The 17589-nt window shown below is 70.6% G+C and carries 17 protein-coding genes; 3 read left to right on the top strand and 14 right to left on the bottom strand.

The window, feature by feature from the left end; all coding sequences use genetic code 11:
* Positions 1-14 precede the first annotated feature (14 nt).
* The 7 genes from NITAL_RS22970 to NITAL_RS22940 all read right to left on the bottom strand — a co-directional run bounded on the left by NITAL_RS22970 (position 15) and on the right by NITAL_RS22940 (position 6051).
* The gene (locus tag NITAL_RS22970) at positions 15-542 is read right to left on the bottom strand and encodes a TRAP transporter small permease (RefSeq protein ID WP_052668618.1); all 528 of its coding nucleotides are present in this window, start codon (positions 540-542) and stop codon (positions 15-17) included.
* Positions 543-634: 92 nt separating this feature from the next.
* A complete protein-coding gene (locus tag NITAL_RS22965) occupies positions 635-1573 on the bottom strand; it encodes a TRAP transporter substrate-binding protein (RefSeq protein WP_169786937.1) in 939 nt (312 codons plus the stop codon).
* A 363-nt stretch (positions 1574-1936) separates the two neighbouring features.
* A complete protein-coding gene (locus NITAL_RS22960) occupies positions 1937-3052 on the bottom strand; it encodes a Coenzyme F420 hydrogenase/dehydrogenase, beta subunit C-terminal domain (RefSeq protein ID WP_052668616.1) in 1116 nt (371 codons plus the stop codon).
* 56 nt (positions 3053-3108) lie between these two features.
* Positions 3109-3720: an amino acid synthesis family protein gene (locus NITAL_RS22955; RefSeq protein ID WP_052668615.1), complete on the bottom strand. Its 612-nt coding sequence runs from the start codon at positions 3718-3720 to the stop codon at positions 3109-3111.
* Positions 3721-3739: 19 nt separating this feature from the next.
* Entirely contained in the window at positions 3740-4294 is a 555-nt protein-coding gene (locus NITAL_RS22950) for a VOC family protein (RefSeq protein WP_052668614.1), read from the bottom strand.
* A complete protein-coding gene (locus NITAL_RS22945; protein WP_052669989.1) occupies positions 4294-5154 on the bottom strand; it encodes a fumarylacetoacetate hydrolase family protein in 861 nt (286 codons plus the stop codon). The genes NITAL_RS22950 and NITAL_RS22945 overlap by 1 nt, the downstream gene beginning before the upstream one ends.
* 78 nt (positions 5155-5232) lie before the next feature.
* Positions 5233-6051 (bottom strand): dienelactone hydrolase family protein, encoded by an 819-nt coding sequence (locus tag NITAL_RS22940; RefSeq protein ID WP_052668613.1) that lies wholly within the window; start codon positions 6049-6051, stop codon positions 5233-5235.
* Between the two features lie 102 nt (positions 6052-6153).
* Here NITAL_RS22940 and NITAL_RS22935 point away from each other — a divergent pair, with 102 nt between their 5' ends.
* Positions 6154-7173, top strand: coding sequence for a GlxA family transcriptional regulator (locus NITAL_RS22935; protein WP_052668612.1), 1020 nt, complete (start codon positions 6154-6156; stop codon positions 7171-7173).
* 22 nt (positions 7174-7195) lie between these two features.
* Here NITAL_RS22935 and arsM read toward each other — a convergent pair whose 3' ends face one another.
* The 3 genes from arsM to NITAL_RS22920 form a co-directional block, all read right to left on the bottom strand.
* Positions 7196-7981 carry an arsenite methyltransferase gene (gene arsM / locus NITAL_RS22930; protein WP_052668611.1) on the bottom strand — a complete coding sequence of 262 codons (786 nt, stop codon included), beginning with the start codon at positions 7979-7981 and terminating at the stop codon, positions 7196-7198.
* A 2-nt stretch (positions 7982-7983) separates the two neighbouring features.
* Positions 7984-8361, bottom strand: coding sequence for an ArsR/SmtB family transcription factor (locus NITAL_RS22925; protein WP_052668610.1), 378 nt, complete (start codon positions 8359-8361; stop codon positions 7984-7986).
* Positions 8362-8527: 166 nt separating this feature from the next.
* Positions 8528-8956 (bottom strand): SRPBCC family protein, encoded by a 429-nt coding sequence (locus tag NITAL_RS22920; protein ID WP_052668609.1) that lies wholly within the window; start codon positions 8954-8956, stop codon positions 8528-8530.
* Between the two features lie 101 nt (positions 8957-9057).
* Between NITAL_RS22920 and NITAL_RS22915 the strand changes: the two genes are divergently transcribed.
* Positions 9058-9621 carry a TetR/AcrR family transcriptional regulator gene (locus tag NITAL_RS22915; protein ID WP_052668608.1) on the top strand — a complete coding sequence of 188 codons (564 nt, stop codon included), beginning with the start codon at positions 9058-9060 and terminating at the stop codon, positions 9619-9621.
* An 11-nt stretch (positions 9622-9632) separates the two neighbouring features.
* Positions 9633-10394 carry an ASCH domain-containing protein gene (locus NITAL_RS26780; RefSeq protein ID WP_211262619.1) on the top strand — a complete coding sequence of 254 codons (762 nt, stop codon included), beginning with the start codon at positions 9633-9635 and terminating at the stop codon, positions 10392-10394.
* A 41-nt stretch (positions 10395-10435) separates the two neighbouring features.
* Here the strand turns inward: NITAL_RS26780 and NITAL_RS22905 are convergent, their stop codons facing one another.
* The 4 genes from NITAL_RS22905 to NITAL_RS22890 all read right to left on the bottom strand — a co-directional run bounded on the left by NITAL_RS22905 (position 10436) and on the right by NITAL_RS22890 (position 17555).
* Positions 10436-13108, bottom strand: a complete 2673-nt coding sequence (locus tag NITAL_RS22905) for an ATP-binding protein (RefSeq protein ID WP_052668607.1) — start codon at positions 13106-13108, stop codon at positions 10436-10438.
* A 19-nt stretch (positions 13109-13127) separates the two neighbouring features.
* A complete protein-coding gene (locus NITAL_RS22900) occupies positions 13128-13928 on the bottom strand; it encodes a PIG-L deacetylase family protein (RefSeq protein ID WP_052668606.1) in 801 nt (266 codons plus the stop codon).
* A gap of 115 nt (positions 13929-14043) precedes the next feature.
* Complete coding sequence (locus NITAL_RS22895) at positions 14044-14616, bottom strand: OsmC family protein (protein ID WP_052668605.1); 573 nt, start codon at positions 14614-14616, stop codon at positions 14044-14046.
* Between the two features lie 212 nt (positions 14617-14828).
* Complete coding sequence (locus NITAL_RS22890; RefSeq protein WP_052668604.1) at positions 14829-17555, bottom strand: helix-turn-helix transcriptional regulator; 2727 nt, start codon at positions 17553-17555, stop codon at positions 14829-14831.
* Positions 17556-17589: the final 34 nt, after the last annotated feature.

Genomic DNA, 17589 nt, shown 5'->3' with positions numbered 1-17589 from the left:
CGCGCACCGTCGAACTAGATCGCTGGCTCCTCCGAAGAGGCCCCCGTACCGGTCTCCGTCCTGAACCGACCGGCCTTCCTCGAGAACTGGATGACGAACTCGAGTGCGAGGAAGCCCAGCCCGATCGGCATCACCGACAGCAGCAACCCCCGCGGCACCTGGAACGGGTACGGCGTGGTCGTGCCCTGCTGCCACGCCGTGAACGCGTAGACGGCGGTCAGATACGCCAAGAACCCGGTCAAGGCGGCGGCCACGAGGTCCAGCACCATGCGCAGGCCCAGCTGCCAGCGCCCGCGCAGTGCATCGACGACGATGTCCACCGAGATGTGGCCGCTGCGACGCAACACCCAGGCAGCGGAGAGGAACGTGATGACGAAGAGCGAGTACCCGACCAACGGCGCCACGAAGCGCAGGGACTGGCCGAAGAAGAACCGCGAGAGGATCTCCCAGATGAGCACGAGCGTCACGACAGCGAGGATCACGCAACACACGAAGGCGGTGAACCGGTAGTACAGCTCGAGAGCGCGACCGAGGATCTTCACGCTGCGCTCCGATCTGTTCGGTGTTCGTCACGACCGCTCGTGCATCCGCGACGCCGGTGCGGGCCGCCCGGGCGGCCCGCACCAGGTGCGCCTCACTCGAGAAGCAGCGCGCCTTCATCCTCCGTCGGGGCCGCCAGTTCGTCGAGGAGCTCGCGGATCCGCTGCGCCCGCTCGGGCGGCTCGTTCGGCTCCACCATCTGCGAGTAGTACCTCTCACTGATCGGACCGACGAAGTCCTCCCACTGTTCGCGCGGGAGGACGATCTCCTCGACCCTCGCGTCACGCCAGGCATCGGCACGGGCAGCTGCCTCTTCGTCGAGGATGCGGCCCGCCTCTTCCTCGGCCCGCGGCGCGATGTCGCGCAGGAGCTGCTGCAGGTGCTCGGGCAACGCCGCCAGCGCCGCCTGGTTCATGAACACGAAGGTCGGTGCGCGCGTGATGGCCGGGTAGACGACGTACTTCGCCGCCTCGGTGTACCCGGCGGTGGTGTAGACCGAGACCGTGGTCATCGCCGCGTCGAGCGAACCCTGGCGCAGCCCGTCGACCGTCTCGGCATCCGACATGAAGGTCGTCGTCATCCCGATCGCGTCGAGGCCGGGGCTGAAGAGCGGAGGACTGCGCACCCGCAGGCCGCTGAGGTCCTCGACCCGCTCGACCGGCTCCTTCACGAACAGGTGCATGGGATCGAGAGGGAAGACCGCCAACGTCGTGACGCCGTAGCGCTCCTGGTGAGCTTCTTCGACGAGGTCGTACACGCCCGCCGACTCGAGCTCCTCTCGCGAACCTCGCGTCAGACTGGCGATCGAACCAGCCGGAAGATCCTGTACGTAGTACGCCGACGTGGTGCTCACGATGTCGAACGCGCCGTCGGAGAGTGCGGCGATCTGCTCGGGCGGGGGCCACGCTTCCGGCCCGACGATCTCGATCGTGAGTTCGCCGTTCGATCCCTCGGCGACCAGCTCCGCCATCCGCTCGAACTGATCACGGATCAGCGTGCCCGCAGGCCAGCCTGATGCTGCTTGCAACACCACGGGCTCGCCCGAGGCTGCGTCCCCCCCATCGGTCGCCGCGGTGGCGGTCGGGCCTGTGCCGGAGGCCGCGGGGGCGTCTGAGCCCCCGCATCCTGCGAGCAACAGACCGAACACCAGAACGAGTGAGGTCGTGCGGACAGTTCGTCGGCTTCTCATGCTCGCCAGTCTCCCAGAGTTCGTCGGTCTCCAGGAACCGCACGTGTTCCACGTGTTTCCCGAAGCGTTCCACCAGTTCCCTCGTTCACTGTCCACCACCTCGGCAAGATTGTCAAGGGCTTGTTTATCTCGCCCTTAGGTATCGTGCTCGCATCCGCGGCCACCGATCGGCAGTCGCATCCCGCTGACCTGCGCGAGCCGGGCTACTCAGACCACGGGGAGGAGGCCTGGGCGGGCGGCGGTTTCGGGCAGGGCGCCGCCCGGCCAGCGTTTGCGGGACACCGTGGACAGCTTGGTGAGCAGGTTCATCGCGACCTGGTCGCTCTGGCCGGGGCGCGCTTCGATCAGCCCCTCGTCGAGCAGCCCCTGGATCCACTCCTCACCGCGGCCGGTGCGTACGAGGGTCAGGGTCCAGTTGTCGTCCGCGCCGATCCCGCCGGTGGAGATGTCGGCGTGCTGGGCGGCGAAGTCCGGGCACAGCTTGCAGCCCGGGCGGGTGTAGGCGTGGAAGGGCTTGAGCGGGATCTCGTGGTAGCTGCCGTCACGGGTCCAGACCTGGTAGCGGCCCTTGATGTTGATCTTGACCACCTCGGCGATGTCGATGCCGTGGTCGGCCAGGACCTGCTGCTGGCCCTCGTAGGTGAAGGTCTTGGAGCACAGCAGCCCGATGGTCAGCGCCACCTTGCGCTTGTACTTGTTGACGTTGTAGGCCGGCAGACTGCCGTTGATCGACGCCTGGCACGACATGCCCACCAGCGCCAGGTTCTTCAGCCCGGCGGCCTCGGCATCGGCCATGGCCAGCGGGTTGGCGCTGTAGGTGTAGCGCGAGCCCGCCGTGGCCAGCACCCCCTGACGGTCGGTCACCACGGTCGGTGCGGCGTCGAACGGGCCACGGTCGGTCACGATCTGGGAGGTCAGCGCCCCATCGATGCGTCCGGTCTCAAGGCCCCACACCAGCAGGGTGGACACCAGGCCGCCGTCCTGGCCGACCTTGGCGATCGCCTCGTCGGTGGTGCGGATCAGCAGGATGGAACGGGCGATGCCGTAGGGCTCCTCGGCGGTCCGCTGGCGGCCGAACAGCTCGGTGTCGAGGTCGGACTCCCAGTCCCGGAACCGCGGACACGCCCGGGTACAGATGTCACAACCCTTGTCCCCGATCACACACTGGTCGTGAGCCATGCCCTCACCGACCTGCACCGGGAAGAAGTCCTCGGTGTACCCCAACACATCCCGCGGACAGGCCATCACGCACGCAGCACACCCCGTGCACAACCCGGAGTCCACCACCTCACGCTTCAGTTCGCGCCAGTGCACCTCACCCACGCCGCCGCTCCTATCCCTCGGTTTCGTTCCATGACGAGCTCTGGCCCCAGCTTCGGTCAGCGCGGACCGTCGGCCCCTTGGATCTCATCCGCCGACAGTCCGCCGCAGCGGGCGTGCGGGCGCGAGCCGGTCGCCATGACGAGGCCGTAGAGGATCTCGCTCCGCCGGGGGCCGTCCCAGACCGAGAGCTCGGCGGTGCCGAAGTGGCTCCGCACGTACGCGGCATCGATGTGGCCGAGCGGCACCATCAGACGCGATCCCAAGCCAGCGACCGTCTTCGAGGACGGCACGATCGCGCTCGGCTCGCCGAGCGCTGCACGCATCGCCCAGCCGCCGGCTTCGTGCCAGAGGGCCCCGTGCTCGAGTTCTCCGTCCTCGCCGACGATCGCACCCTTGCCATACGCCTCGACATGCTCCACCCCGCCGAGGGCTTCGATGAGTCGCACCGCGAGGGACTCGCCGACCTCCCGCAGCTCCGCCATGAACGGCATCAGATCCGGCTCGTACCTGCCTGCGAAGGGGTTGCGGACCACGGCGAGCGCTGCGCCGACGCGAAGGGGTTCCGCGAGCGGCGGTCCCCCTTCGTGGTGCACCGATTCGACTGCGACCTTGATCTTCCTCAGCTCGACCACGTCGCCACCTTCCCGCACGCGACGCCCCCTCGACATGGACGCGTCTTCCTCGGATCTACGGACGCTCGGCCGCGATGCGTTCGTGCAGCCGCTCCTGCCACTGCGACCGCGTGAGGAAGTCCGGACGTGACCGGCACAGCGACTCGGTCGTGGCCAGGATCTCGTCCTCGCTGTCATCGAGATCGAGCGGGGCCTTGCAGGGCTGCGGGGTGTAGAACGGCGAGTCGACGTACAACTCGACGAAGTTGCCCTCAGGGTCGGGGAAGTACAGGGACCACGCGTTCCCGTGATCGGTCGCGATGGCGCCCTCGATACCTGCTTCCTTCAGGACGCCGTCGAACGTCTTCAGGTCCGCCAGGGACTCGAGCTTGAAGGAGAGCTGGTTGATCGGGTTGTAGTCGATCTCCTCCGGCCTGCCGTCGAAGATCACGAACTGGTGATGCTCTTCGACGTCCTGCGTCATGAAGACGAGGCGGTTGCCGAACGAGGCCATGCCGCTGTCGCTCTCCAGGAAGCCCAGGACGTTCTTGTAGAACCCGACGAGCCTGTCCAGGTCCGTCGCATGGATCCCCACGTGACGGAAGTGGACCTTCGGCAGCTTCCCGGGCATCAGTTCCCCTCCGATTCGTCGGCGACGGGGTTCGAGAGTCGACCCACTCCACGCAGCTCGACCTCGATGCGATCACCGGGCTGGAGGAAGATCGGCGGGTTGCGCTTGAAACCGATCCCGCTCGGCGTCCCCGTGGCCAGCACGTCTCCCGGGTTCCACGGGAGCGCCTTCGACACGTACGAGATGAGCGTCGGGATGTCGAACGCGAGCTCGTCGAGCCTGCCCGACTGCAGCTGCTCACCGTTGAGGAACGTGCTGACCTCGAGGTCGCGGTAGTCCGGCACCGCGTCCGAGGTCACCATCCAGGGACCGAACGCCCCGGTCTTGCGGAAGTTCTTCCCCATCCCGTACTGGTGGGTGTGGAACTGCCAGTCACGGATCGACGCATCGTTGAAGCAGGCGTACCCCGCAACGTGATCCATGGCGTCCTCGGCGGCGATGTGACTCCCTCCGCGGCCGATCACCACCGCCAGCTCGCCCTCGAAGTCGAGCTCCTGCGACACGATGGGGCGAACGATGGGTTCCCCGTGGGCTGCGAGCGAACCGGCGAACCGCTGGAAGATGACCGGGTGCTCGCCGACCTTGCGACCCGCCTCCTCCGCGTGCGCCACGTAGTTGAGGCCGACGCAGATGATCTTGCTCGGCTCGGGGATGACCGGCAGCAGCTCGACCTGGTCGAGCGCGAGAGACGAGGGTGCGCTCGCAGCGACTTCCTGGGCGTCCGCCAGTCGCTCCTGGGCGAGGACGTCCTGCAGGTTCTCCGCGTCGTCGAGGAAGGGTTGCAGATCGACGATCCGGTCCTCGGCCGTCAGAGCGCCGAAACTGGAGCGGCCGTCGTGCACGAACGAGAGGAGTTTCATCGGCACCTCGGAAGGGTCTGGAGTCTTGTTCCACCCGCACCTTTCTACCAATCAAGCCCTCGAAAGTCAAGGCCTTGATTATCCACCTCGACCCACCCCGGGCTTCAGCCGTCGGTGGAAGAAGTCCAGGATCTCGTCGCGCGCAGCACGGGTCGGTTGACCCTCCTCGTCGATCAGGTGCGCGGTGACCACGCTGTGGGGCACGCCGACGACGTCCCTGAAGAACGGTGGCGGGTCGGGGTTGGCCGCCTCGTCGGGCAGCACGCGACCGACGAAGCGGTCGCCGAGCGCCTCCGCGTAGGCCGCGAACCTCTGGGCGGTGCAGAACCGGTCTCCCTCGAAGCGGTAGGCGAGCACCGACAGGTTGTCGCGTTCGAGCCGGTCCCGTACCGCCTGCAGTTCCGCGGGGTCGCTCTCGACGGCAGCCGGATCGTCCAGCGGTAGTGCCGTCTGCGACAGCACCGGAGCGAGCACGGACGGCTCGAGCACCATCGAGAGCGCGAAGTTGCCGGTGAAACACATCCCGATGGCGCCGACGCCGACGCCGCCGCACTCCCGATGAGCCTGCGCGGCCAGGGCCCGCAACCACGTGGTGACCGGGCTGGCGCCGCCCCCACCGAAGGCTCGGAACTCGGCGCTCATGCAGGCCCGCTGCATCACCGCCCGGCCCTCTGCGGCCCGCGGGTAGGCACCGTCGCTCCCGAACAGCGATGGCATGTGGACCGTGAACCCGGCGCCACGCACCCAGCGGGCGAACCGCGCCACGTCGGGGCTGATCCCCGGCATCTCGGCCATCACGATGACGGCCGGTCCGCTCCCGGCGGTGTAGACCGTCTTCGCAACATCGTCGAACGAGAACACCCGCCGTTCGAAGTCGGCGAGGGCATCGTCGGTCATCTTCCGAACTCCATCGACTCGTCGAACACGAGCGGAGCCTCGCAACGATCGGACGTTCGGGCCAGAGGCGGAACCGCCCTCTTCTGGGGTTAGGATGGCCAGATGTCACCCGGTCGTCCTCCGCAGCGCATCGCCGTGCTCGCGTACGAGGGCTGCCTCGGGACCGAGATCCTCGCCATCGCGGACCTGTTGCTCATCGCCAACCGGATCGCCGCGGCGAACGGGGAACGGAGCGGCGACCTGTTCGAGGTCTGCGTCGTGGGCCGCGAACCAGTCGTCACCACGGCCGCCGGGGTGCCCCTCCACGCGCAGCCGCTGCGGGTCGACATCGACGCCCTGGTCGTCCCAGGCTTCGACCTGGGCTCTCCTCGGCACGTGGATCGCTCGCTGGCGAACTGGACGTCCGAGGTCGCCTACATCGCCTCCGTCGATGCCGCCCACATCCCGGTCGCGTCGGTGTGCGTGGGGGCGTTCCTGCTCGGCGAGGCTGGCCTGCTCGAGGGACGCCAGGCCACCACGTCGTGGCTGTTCGCGCGCCAGCTGGCCGAGCGGTACCCGAGCGCCGACGTCACTGCCGACTGCATGATCGTCTCGGACCGGACCGTGACCACGACCGCAGCCTTCAGCGCGGTGCACGACCTGGCGGTGCGGCTCGTCCGTCTCCACGCAGGCGACGACCTGGCCCGCCTCGTCGCGCGGGTCGCGCTCGTCGCCGACAACCGCAACAACCAAGCGCCGTACGTCGACGAGACGTTGCTCGGCACCGAGGCTGGCCGGTTCACTCGCGAGGCGAAAGGCTGGCTCGTCGAGCGTCTGGCCGAGCCGTACAGCCTCGTCGCGCTCGCCGAGGCGTTCAGCGTCAGCCCCCGCACGGTGCTCCGCCGGTTCGAGCAGGAGGCGGGGCAGTCACCGCTGACCTTCCTCCAGCAGGCGCGCGTCAACGCCGCCAAGCGGCTCCTCGAGTCGCCCGACCACGACGTCGTCTCGGCGATGGAGTCCGTCGGGTACACCGACGTGGCCTCGTTCAGACGCCTCTTCGTCGCTCACATCGGCGTGACGCCGGCGGCCTACCGGCGCCAGTTCCGAACAGCTCGGCAGGGGCATGCACCCGACTCGCCGTGATGGCGCTGCCGCCGGATCGGCGTCAGCTGATGGCTCGTCGGGCACGGACGATCGCCGCGGCCGCGCTCGGGTGGACGCGGTGGGTCTCGTCGATCTCCACATCGACGAACCCAGCGTGGCCGAGCGCCTCCGCGAACTCCTCACGCGTCAGCGCTCCGGCGATGCAGCCGGTCCACTGCTCCATGTCCGCGCGCGTCGCGTCGTCCATGTCAGGATCGGCGATCACGTCCGACACCGCGAACCTGCCACCGGGCCGCAGGACCCGCGCGGCCTCACGCAGAACGATCGACTTGTCAGCGGCGAGGTTGATCACGCAGTTGGAGATGACGACGTCGACGCTCTCGTCCGGCAGCGGTACGTCCTCGAGGTAGCCGTGCAGGAACTCGACGTTGTCGACCCCCACCTCAGCCGCGTTCCGCCGGGCCAACTCGAGCATCTCGGGGGTCATGTCCAGGCCGATGGCACGGCCACCGGGGGCCACGCGCCGCGCGGAGATGAGCACGTCCGCGCCGGCGCCGGAGCCGAGGTCGAGGACGACCTCACCGGGGCGCAGGTCCGCGACTGCGGTCGGGACCCCGCAGCCCAGCGAGGCGTCGACGGCGGACCGCGGGGCCCCCACCGCGTCACCGAGGCCGTAGAGGTCAGCGCCGAAGACCACCGTGCCGTCCGGATCGGTGGTCCCGAGCGGCGGGCTGCAACAGGAGTTCTCGGCGTCACGGGCTGCGTCAGGGTCTCCCGCCGCGACGTGCACGGCCGCTGCGGCGTAGCGAGTGCGCACCTGCTCTCGGACGTCGGTGGTCTCGGACATGGTCAGCTCCTGGTTCGCGTCGGTGGTTCGCAGGCTGGTGGTCGCGGGGGGCGGCGGCCCATGACGATGTCGGCGGCACCCGGGAAGCAGTCGAGGCACGACGGGTTGACCGCGTAGAAGGTGCTCGTGCCTCGCCTCTCGATGAGGACGAACCCCACGGCGGCGAGGGCGGCCAGGTGGTGGCTGACCGTGGACTGGCCCACCGGCAGCGCGTCGGTCAGCGCCCCGACCGAGACCGGTTCCGGTCGTCCCGCCAACCAGGCCAGCAGCTGCACCCGCGTCGGGTCCGACAGGGCTCGGAACCACGACGCGTACTGCTCGGCCACGTCGCGGGGCATGACCGTCGCCGTGGTCGGCTCGGCCTCCTGCTCGACTGGCATCGCGGCTCCTTCATCGACCATCGTCGATGGTAGATAGAAGCAGCCGTGTGGTCAACGACGACACGCGCCCCCAACCGGGCGGCGGTCACGCGGTGCCGAGGGTGGGACAGTTCGGGGCCAGCATCGGGTCCTCCTGGCGTCGCCGACACGCCGGGAGGCTTCGGCCTCAGGCCACCGACGACGCCGCGACCCGCTGGAAGCCGGCGCACTCAGTCGCCAGGGTCTGCTGCAGGCTGCGACGTCCGAGCCGACCGAGGACCCGCGACCCGCGCCCCTCCAGCTGGAGCCGCAGGGTGAGCTGGCAGCTCCCCTCGTCGAGCGACGCCAGCTCGTGCACGCCGACCATGCGCACCCCGAGCAACCGGGTTGACCACGCGAACCGGTGGGGTGCCTCGACCTCCTCGACCGTCCACACGAGCGGCCGCAGACCAGGCTGTGACAGGCGCGCGCGACTGCCCACCGTCACCGGGCCGGTCTCGAGCCGCTCGACCGCCGTGACGGTCGGGGTGACGCTCGGTAGCGCCTCGATGTCGAGCGTGAGCGCCCACGCCTGATCGATCGTCGCGTCCAGGGTGGTGGTGTCGGTGATCTCCACGGTCGTTCCGTCCTCGTTGGTCCGCGCTCCATCAGCGGGACCCCGATCAGGATGTGTACCATCTGGTACACATCCTGCCAAGCTGTCGGAGAGGTCCCCCGTTGGAACCCCGCGAGGAACTGCTGCAGCGCGTCATCGCGTACGTCGCGGACACGGGGCTGGCCGATCAGAGCCTGCGGGCGCTGGCTGCCGGCGCTGGGACCAGCCACCGGATGCTCCTCTACCACTTCGGTACGCGGGAGGGGCTCGTCGCGCAGATCGCGGCCCACATCGAGTCGCAGCAGCGCACCGCCCTGGCCGAACTCGCGGGTGCCGCCGACAGCGCGACGGACCTCCAGCGTCGATCGTGGGCCCAGGTCAGCGACCCCGCGCTCGCACCCTTCGTCCGTCTGTTCTTCGACGTCCTCGGGATGGCTCTCGCCGGACGCCCCGGCACGGAGGAGTTCCGCGACAACCTGGTCGAACCCTGGCTCGATCAGGCCGAGGCCGCGGCCGCTGCGGTCGGGGCGACCCAGGACCGTGCGCAGCTCCGGTTGGGCATGGCCGTCGCGCGCGGCCTGCTCATCGACGTCCTGGCGACGGGCGACGTCGAGGCAACCACCGCCGCCCACGAACGGTTCATCGAGCTGTGGAACGCGCACGAGAGCGGCGACGCACCGCGCTGAGGAGGCCACCCGTGACGGCGGACCGGGAGCAGATCGACGACCTGGAGCGACGTTCGGGGCGCTCGCTGGCCGGCGCGTTCGCGTTCGGCGACTCGACCGAGCTCGCGGACGAGCTGCTCGCGTTCGTCGAACGAGGCACCAAGCGGGCGACGGCAGGCTCGGTGGCCGAGCTCCTCGGATCGCAGGAGCCCTTCCCCGAACCCGGCCAGTGCTGGGGCCTGCTCGACGGACGCGGTGTCGGTCGCTACGTGATGGAGACGTCGGAGGTGCGCATCGGCCGGCTGGCGTCGGTCGATCCCGCCTTCGCCTGGGACGAGGGGGAGTACGAGCGCACCTACGAGGACTGGCTCGAGGGCCACCGCCGCTACTTCGCACGACAAGGGGTCGCCGAGCCGGACGAGCTGGAGGTCGCCTTCGAACGCTTCCGTGTCGTCTGGCCCGTCGCGGACACGACGGTGTGGTTGGCCGACGGCGTGCGCGAGGTCGGGATCGAGGACCGTCCCTGGGCGACGAGGTTCCTCGGTGACCGCCACGGGCCTGGCATGCCGGACGACCCCGAGCATCCGACCCGGCTCCCCGCGCTGGTCGCCGAGCGCGACGGTGAGCCGGCGGGGTTGCTGACGTTCCGGCCCCGCCCCGGCGGCATCACCGACGTGGTGACCATCGACGAGGTCGCACCCTCAGGTGACGTCCGACCGGTGCTCGAAGCTGGCCTCGCGCGCCTCGCGGAGCAGGAAGGGTGGATGAGCCTGCAGCCCCCCTCGGAACGGTGACCGCTGCGGATCGTCCGTGGACGCCGTCGGGACGGGCGGCCTCACGGTCCGGCCGCGACCTCGACGGCACCCTGGCGGTTCGCCACACCCAGCTTCTGCAGCACGGCCGAGACGTGGTGGTCGACCGTGCGCACGGACACGACCAGCCGCTCGGCGATCTGCGCGTTCGTCAACCCTTCGCCGAGGAGATCGAGGACCTCGCGTTGCCGTGCGGTCAACCCGAACGGATCGCTGCGTGTCACGTCGGCCGGCCCGCGTGGGATACGACGCGTGCCGAGTTCACGGAGCCGTCGGCGGACGAGCGTGGCCGCTGGCGCGGCACCGAGTCGGTCGAGCACCTGGACGGCCTCGAGGAGGTGGGCCTCGTCGTCCGTCGCCAGCAGCGCCAAGGCCCGTTCGTAGTGGTTGTCGACCGCCGCCCACGCCTCGGCTGCAGCGAGGACGTCTCCGGCGAGGACCAGCGCCCAGGGCGCTGCGGCCGGCCCGCACCCGTCAGCGACCGCCGCACCGGCCCGGGCCAGGTAGACGAGGAGCTCGCCCCGGGTGAAGGGTTCGAGCTCCGCCAGCGGCGCCTCCTCACCGATGCGCTGGGCTTCCTGCAGGTCGCCGTGGAGGAACGCCATCTCGGCCCGGAGCACGCAGACGGCGCCGGTGTGCTGTGCCGCTTGGCTCTGCACGGCGATCCGCCACGCTCGATCCAGCACGTCCGCCGCGTCGGGGCCGCCGCTGCGGATCAGGACCCGCGCCAGGCCCTCGAGGACCATCAGCTCGAGCACCCCGGCGTCCGGGGCGTCCTCCAGCAGCTGCCGCAGCGTCGCCTCGGCTTCCGACCACCGACCGACCGCGATGAGGTGACGACAGCCCTGGCTCCGGATGTGGAACCGGAACGAGGGGAAGTCGTGGTCGCTGGTGAAGGCGACGGCTTCTTCGTACCAGCCCGGCAGACGGCGATCGTCGCCGTGCCAGGCCAGCTCACTGACGAGGTTGGTGTACGCCCGCCCTGCAGCCTCGAGGTGGCCACCCTCCCGGGCGATGGCGATGGCCCGCACGAAGCGGTCGGCGGTGAGTTCGCGGGTTTCGCCCGGCGCCGGGCCACAGGTGCCGAGGTAGTTGAGGGCCAGCGACTCGAGGTCGGACCTGCCGAGCTCGACGGCGTTCACCAGCACCTGTTCCAGCTCGGCGCGGGCGGCGTCCCGGCGATCGAGGAGCGAGGCCAGGCTCGCTCGAGCCAGTCGGGCTTCCGCCAGCGCCTCAGCGTCGCGCGTCGTGCCGGCGACGGCCACCGCGCGCTCCGAGGCGGCGGTCGCCTCGGCGGGATCGTTGTCGAGGTACGCCATCCGGGACAGCGTGCACAGGGCTCTGGCGTGCCGATCGGCAGGCCCCACACCTTGGCGGATGGTGACGCTCTGACGGGCAGCCTGGACCGCGCGGGGCGGCAGGTGGAGGTGATACAGCGACCAGGCGTGCTCCTCGAGCAGCTGGGCCCGAGCGTCGTCGTCGAGCAGGTGAGCCTGGGCCAGCACGTGCTCCTGGTGCCGGGCCGCCTCCCGGTGCGCCCCTGCCCGGTAGGCCTCGGCCGCGGCGATCGTGCCGTAGCGGACGATGACCTCGCCGCGTCCGACCACGACGGCGTGGTGCAAGATCGCGTCCGCATCCGCGTCGGTGTCGAGCAACCGGTCGAGGACGGTCCCGTGGTGACGCCGCCGGATGCTCGTCGGCAGGGCATCCAGGACCGCCTGTCGCGTCAGCTCGTGGCGGAAACGTCCGTGGTCGTCCTCGATGCTCCAGAGTCCACGCTGTTCCGCCGCCGCCAGCACCGTCGTGTCGGGCAGCACCGCCTCCAGGAACGAGGTCCGAACGGGCCGCGGGACGACGGACAACAGCTCCAGGGCAGCGCGAACGTCCGCCGGTAAGGAGCGCATGCGCGACATGACGGACGTGGCGACGCTGGTCGGGATCCCCGCGGGATCCCTGGCGAGCTCCGAGACGAAGAACGGGTTCCCGGCCGTGACCCGGAGGACCGCCTCGGGGTCGAGGCTGGTGCTCGCTGTCAGCAGCGCGACCGCGGGCGGCGACAGCGGGCGGGGATGCACCCGGTGGACCGCCTCGCTCGGGAGGACACCGAGGACGGCGGTCAGCGGATGCTCCGGACCCACCTCGTCGTCGCGGTAGGTGACGGCGATCACGCCCCGACGGCCGGCGATCCGACGCCCGACGTAGCGGACGACGTCCAGCGTCGCTTCGTCCGCCCACTGGACGTCCTCGAGCACCAGCAGCGTCACCTGCAGCGGATGATCCAGTTCGTCGAGGACCGCATCGAGCACGGCCGAGGTGTCCGACCGGCCCACCGCGTCGGCGATCGCCCCCTGTGCGTGGCGCGCGATGTCGCGGAACGGTCCCAGGGTGCGGCTCGTCAGGAAGTCGTCGCACAGGCCGACCCACACACGGACGTCCGCCGGCGCCTGCTCGCGCCACGCCTGGACGAGGCTGGACTTGCCGATGCCCGCTTCGCCGGCGATCAGCACGACCGAACCGTGACCGCGGTCGGCATCGGTCAGCGTCGACCGTAGGAGGTCGACCTCGGCGTCTCGTTCGAGGATCAGCGACGTGGCCTTCCACCCGGAACGAGCGTGCCCGACACCATCATGCCGCACCTGGTGGACGCTGACCACGGCGAGATCGAGACACGCCCCGCGCGGCCGGACCGTGGCCATCGAGCGTCGGACCGACCACCTAGGTCCGGAGGACCTCCTGAACCGGGGAGCTGAAGCCCCCGATCCGCGTGTCGGAGACTCCTCGGTGCCGCCCGCCGAGGTTCGACGTCGACGCCTCCGTGAACGACTCCGTGCCCCACCACCGGCGGAGCACCTCCTCGCCGAGGCGAGCGATGAGCGGGACCATCTGGCTCGACTGCGCCGCGAGTGCGACCAACTTGCGGTCGAGCTCGTCCGCGTCGAGGTGCAGCTCGAGGGCGACCCGATCGGCGGGCGTGGCGAGCGGTAGGCCGGGGGCGAACGCCTCGAGGTCACGGTTGACCGCTGCCCAGCGGTGGGTGAACTCGGCGGTGGTGGTCGCGTACAGCAACTGGATCGGACGGCCCGCAGCGGCGACGGCCTGCGTGGTCCAGCCCGAGACCGCGACGTGGTCGTCGTGCCCGGTCATGCCATCCGGGCCGAACGTGACGACGGTGTCCGGCTGAACCTGATCGAGGATCGCGCCGATGCGCTCGATCCCCTCCTGCGGGTCGACGTCCGCCACCGTGCCGTCGACGTAGCCGAGGAAGCGGTGGTCGCTCACGCCGACGGCGGCGAGGGAGGCGCGCAGTTCCACGGCCCGGCGGCGCCCCAGGCGTTCGAGGGGCCAGGCACCCGGGTCCGAGGTCCCCCGCTCGCCGCGGGTGGCGGTCACGCAGGCGACGTGACCACCACCGTCGGTCACCCGGGCCATCAGGCCGGCGGACAGGAAGGCCTCGTCGTCGGGGTGCGCCCACACCCCGAGGACGGTGCCGAGGTCGCGGACGTCGAGGGTGGTCATGCCGGGTGCTCCCGTGGTGGACCGGAGGTTCAGGCTGCGCTGACCTCCAGGTGTGGAGACCGGCCGCCCCGGATCTCACCGGTGCGGCCGGATGGCCGATCGCTGGCCGGGCGGGTCAGCCGGCGCTGACGTCGACGGTGACGGGGATGCCGTTGGTCATCACGTCGTAGACCGCGGAGCGCTGGCGCGACTGCTCCACGATCTCCTCGAGGACCGCGGCGGGTGCGTCCCCCTGGATGTCGAAGTGCACCCGCACCTGCTGGTAGCCGTTGCGGGTCCCGGGGTCGAAGCCGAAGATCCCGTTGAGGTCGATGTCGCCCTCGATGGTGGACTCCACCGAGTAGAGGTCGACACCGCGTGCGGAGGCGATGTTGCCGATGCCCGCCGTCAGGCAGGAGGTCAACCCGACGAGGAGGTACTCGACCGGGACGGTGCCGTGGTCGCCTCCGACGAGGACCTCGGGGTGGTCGGCGTCGTGGACGAAGGTCTTGACGTGCTGGCGTTCCTCACCCGCTCCGTAGAACCCGGAGATGGTGGTCTGGCTGTGGGTCCCGCTCACCCACCGGTTGGTGGCGCGGAACTGGAACTTCGCCGCCTCGGGTGCCCCCTTGACGACATCGAGGGTGGCGAACAGCGTGGGGACGTCGACGCCGTTGCGAGCGACGCGGTTGTGGGTAGCGGTGCTCATCGGTTGCTCCTCATCGGTTGGTTCTCATCGGTTGGTTCTCGGGGGCGGGTGCTGCGGTGGACCCAGCGTCGCCCGGAGCTGCGCGCACCTCGTCGGTAGGCATCACCCATGTCGAGTCGACGGTCCACCTAGGTGTGGACGGGAGGGGACGCGACCGCAGGTAGACCAGTTCCGAGCGCATGGCTGCGCTGACCGCCAGCTGCAGACCACGCTCAGCCGTCGACCGTCGCCCCGGGGGTGTGGAGCCGCTCCAGCGCCGCCGCGACCTCGTGCCGGCCCGAGACCCCGAGCTTGTGCAGTCCTGCGCTCACGTGGTGGTCGACCGTGCGGATCGATACCACCAGATCCTCGGCGATCCGTGCGTTGGTCCGCCCCTGCGCGACGAGTTGCAGCACCTCGAGCTGGCGGTCGGTCAGACCGGCGGGGTTCCGCCGTGCTGCCTCCTGGGGACCTCGCGGGACGCGCGTGTGGCCGAGCGAGCGGAGCTGCGCGCGTGCCACCGCGGCAGCCGGCCGCGCACCGAGGTGGTCGAGGATCCCCAGCGCCTCGAGCGTCTCGTCGACCGCTCCCGCGCGGAGCAGCTCCATGGCTCGTTCGTGCGGCATCCCGAGCGCTCCCCAGCCCCGTGCCGCCGCTTCCCAGTCGCCGCGCAGAGACGTCGCCTCCGGTTCGAGCGAGGTGGTCACGCCACCGGTGACACCCACGAACGGCAGCCGCCAGGCGAGCCATCCCCGGTAGAGGGTGTCGCCCGCGACATCGAGAGCGAGGTCGAGGTAGGGGGTCGCGTCAGCGGGACGCCCACGCGACCAGGCGAGTTCGATCGCCGCGCAGGCGACGGGAACGATGTAGGGCGCCGCCTCCACATGGAGCGCCAGCGCCCATGCTTCCGTGAGCACGCGGTCCACGTCGTCAGCCCCGCGCCGCACGGCCAGCAAGGCACGTGGGCCGACCGTGATCGCCTCGGCCAACGTGGTCCGGTCCGGCGACCGGTCACGGAGACGCCCCCGAGCGATCGACGCCTCGACCGCGTCCAGGGTCTCGGCGGCGGTCTTCCAGTCGCCACGGAACAGCGCGCTGGTCGCGAACTGCGTGAGCGAGTTGACGCGGTGGCCCGGGAGGTCGTGATCGTCGAAGAACGTGATGGCGGCGTCGATGGCGCCCTCGGCGTCGTCCCAGCGACGCGAGGTGACGCACCAGATCGCGCGGTTCATGTGCGCCCGGGCAGCAGCCTCCGTCCATCCCGCGTCCTCGGCGAGCACCACGGCCCGCCCTACCCGCTCGAGGCCGGGCTCGACGTCACCGAGGAGCACCATCGAGCCACCGACGTAGTTCTCCGCGTGCGCCTCGAGGTCGGACCGTGCGACCGCGCGTGCCTGCGCGCAGGCAGCGTCGCCGGCCGCGACCACGTCCTCGTGCCGGCCGACCATGTGCAGGACGGTCAGCCGGTTGACCTCCAGCTCCGCCGCGACGTGAGGCTCGTCGTCGGGGAGCATGGTGGCCGCTTCCGCGAGCCAGGCCGCCGCTTCGTCGTACCGCACCGTCAGCGAGGCGAGGCGCGACAGGGTGATCAGGACGCGGCAGCGTTCGCGATCCCAGCCGAGCTCGCCGTAGATCTCGGCGGAGCGGCGGGCGGCGTCGAGCCCCTCGGCGAACCGTCGGAAGGTCTGCAGCGACCAGGCGCGCTCGAGCAGCAGGCGTGCCAGGTCGGCGGGGGCGAGGAGTGCAACGGTCCGTAGCGCGGCCTCCTGGTGCGAGAGCGCCTGCCGGTGTGCGCCGGCGACGAAGGCATCGTGGGCCGCGCCCGGGGCGTGACGCGCCACGATCTCAGAGCGGCCGAGCTCGATCGCGTGGTGCAGGATCGCCGACCGGATGCGTCGGAGGGCGGAGACCGAGGCGGCACCGTCCGTTGCCTGCCCGACGCGCGCTGCACGCCGTGCGTTCTCGTCCGCTCGGCCCAGTTCAGCCGGCGGGCCGAGCCCCGCCAGGTCGGGTTCCCAGCGCACCAGCAGGTGGTCCAGGACCGCGGCGTGCTGGGTCCGGCGGGCCGAGCGTGGGAGCGACTCGAGGACGACCCGGCGGGCGAGCTCGTGCACGAACCCGATCCGGTCCGCCTCGACCTGGAGAAGCCCTCGTTGCTCGGCCAACGCCAGGTCGGCGGGGGCGACGAGGGCCGCGGCCTGCCCCAGCGGCATCGGGTTCGGGACGACCGACAGGAGCTCGACGGCCGCGCGGGTCGACGCCGGTAGCTGCCGCACCCGCGCGAGGACCGCGTCCGACACGCTGCCCGGCGTCCCGCCGCCCGACCGCACGGTCTCAGTGACGAAGAAGGGGTTGCCACGGGTGAGGTGCGCCACCTCCTCGGCGTCCAGGCCACTGCCGTCCAGCAGGGTCGACACGGCCGCGGACGACAAGCGCCGGGGCCGCAGTCGCCGTACGTGCTGGCTCGGCAGCACGCCGATCACACCGTGCAGCGGATGGTCGGCGGTCAGCTCGTCGTCCCGGTAGGTGATCGCCACCACCGCCGGGAGCTCCGCGATCCGGCGGCCGACGTACCGGATCACGTCGAGCGTCGCCTCGTCGGCCCAGTGGACATCCTCGATCATCAGGAGGGTCGGCCGCAGGGGGTTGGCGAACTGCTCGAGCAGCGCGTCGAAGAGCGCGCCGGTGTCGGACGCCGCCACCGCCGCTGCGATCGGGCCGCGCTCGTCACGTGCGATGTCGTGGAAGGGCGCCAGGGTCCGGCTGGTCAGGAAGTCGTCGCACCAGCCGAGCATGATGCGCGCATCGCCGCGGTCGGCCGCCCAGGCGCGCAGCAGGCTCGTCTTGCCGATGCCGGGTTCGCCGGAGATCAGCACCACCGATCCGTGACGGGCCGAGGCGTCCGACAGGGCCTCGGCCAGGACGGCGAGTTCGGCCTCCCGCTCGAGCAGTTCCGGCACCCCGACCTCCCCAGCCGACGGCCCCCGCCGCATC

The sequence above is a fragment of the Nitriliruptor alkaliphilus DSM 45188 genome (assembly GCF_000969705.1).
Lineage (GTDB): Bacteria > Actinomycetota > Nitriliruptoria > Nitriliruptorales > Nitriliruptoraceae > Nitriliruptor > Nitriliruptor alkaliphilus.
Note: the sequence above shows the minus strand (reverse complement) of the source record. Positions and strands in the feature narration are given on the sequence as shown.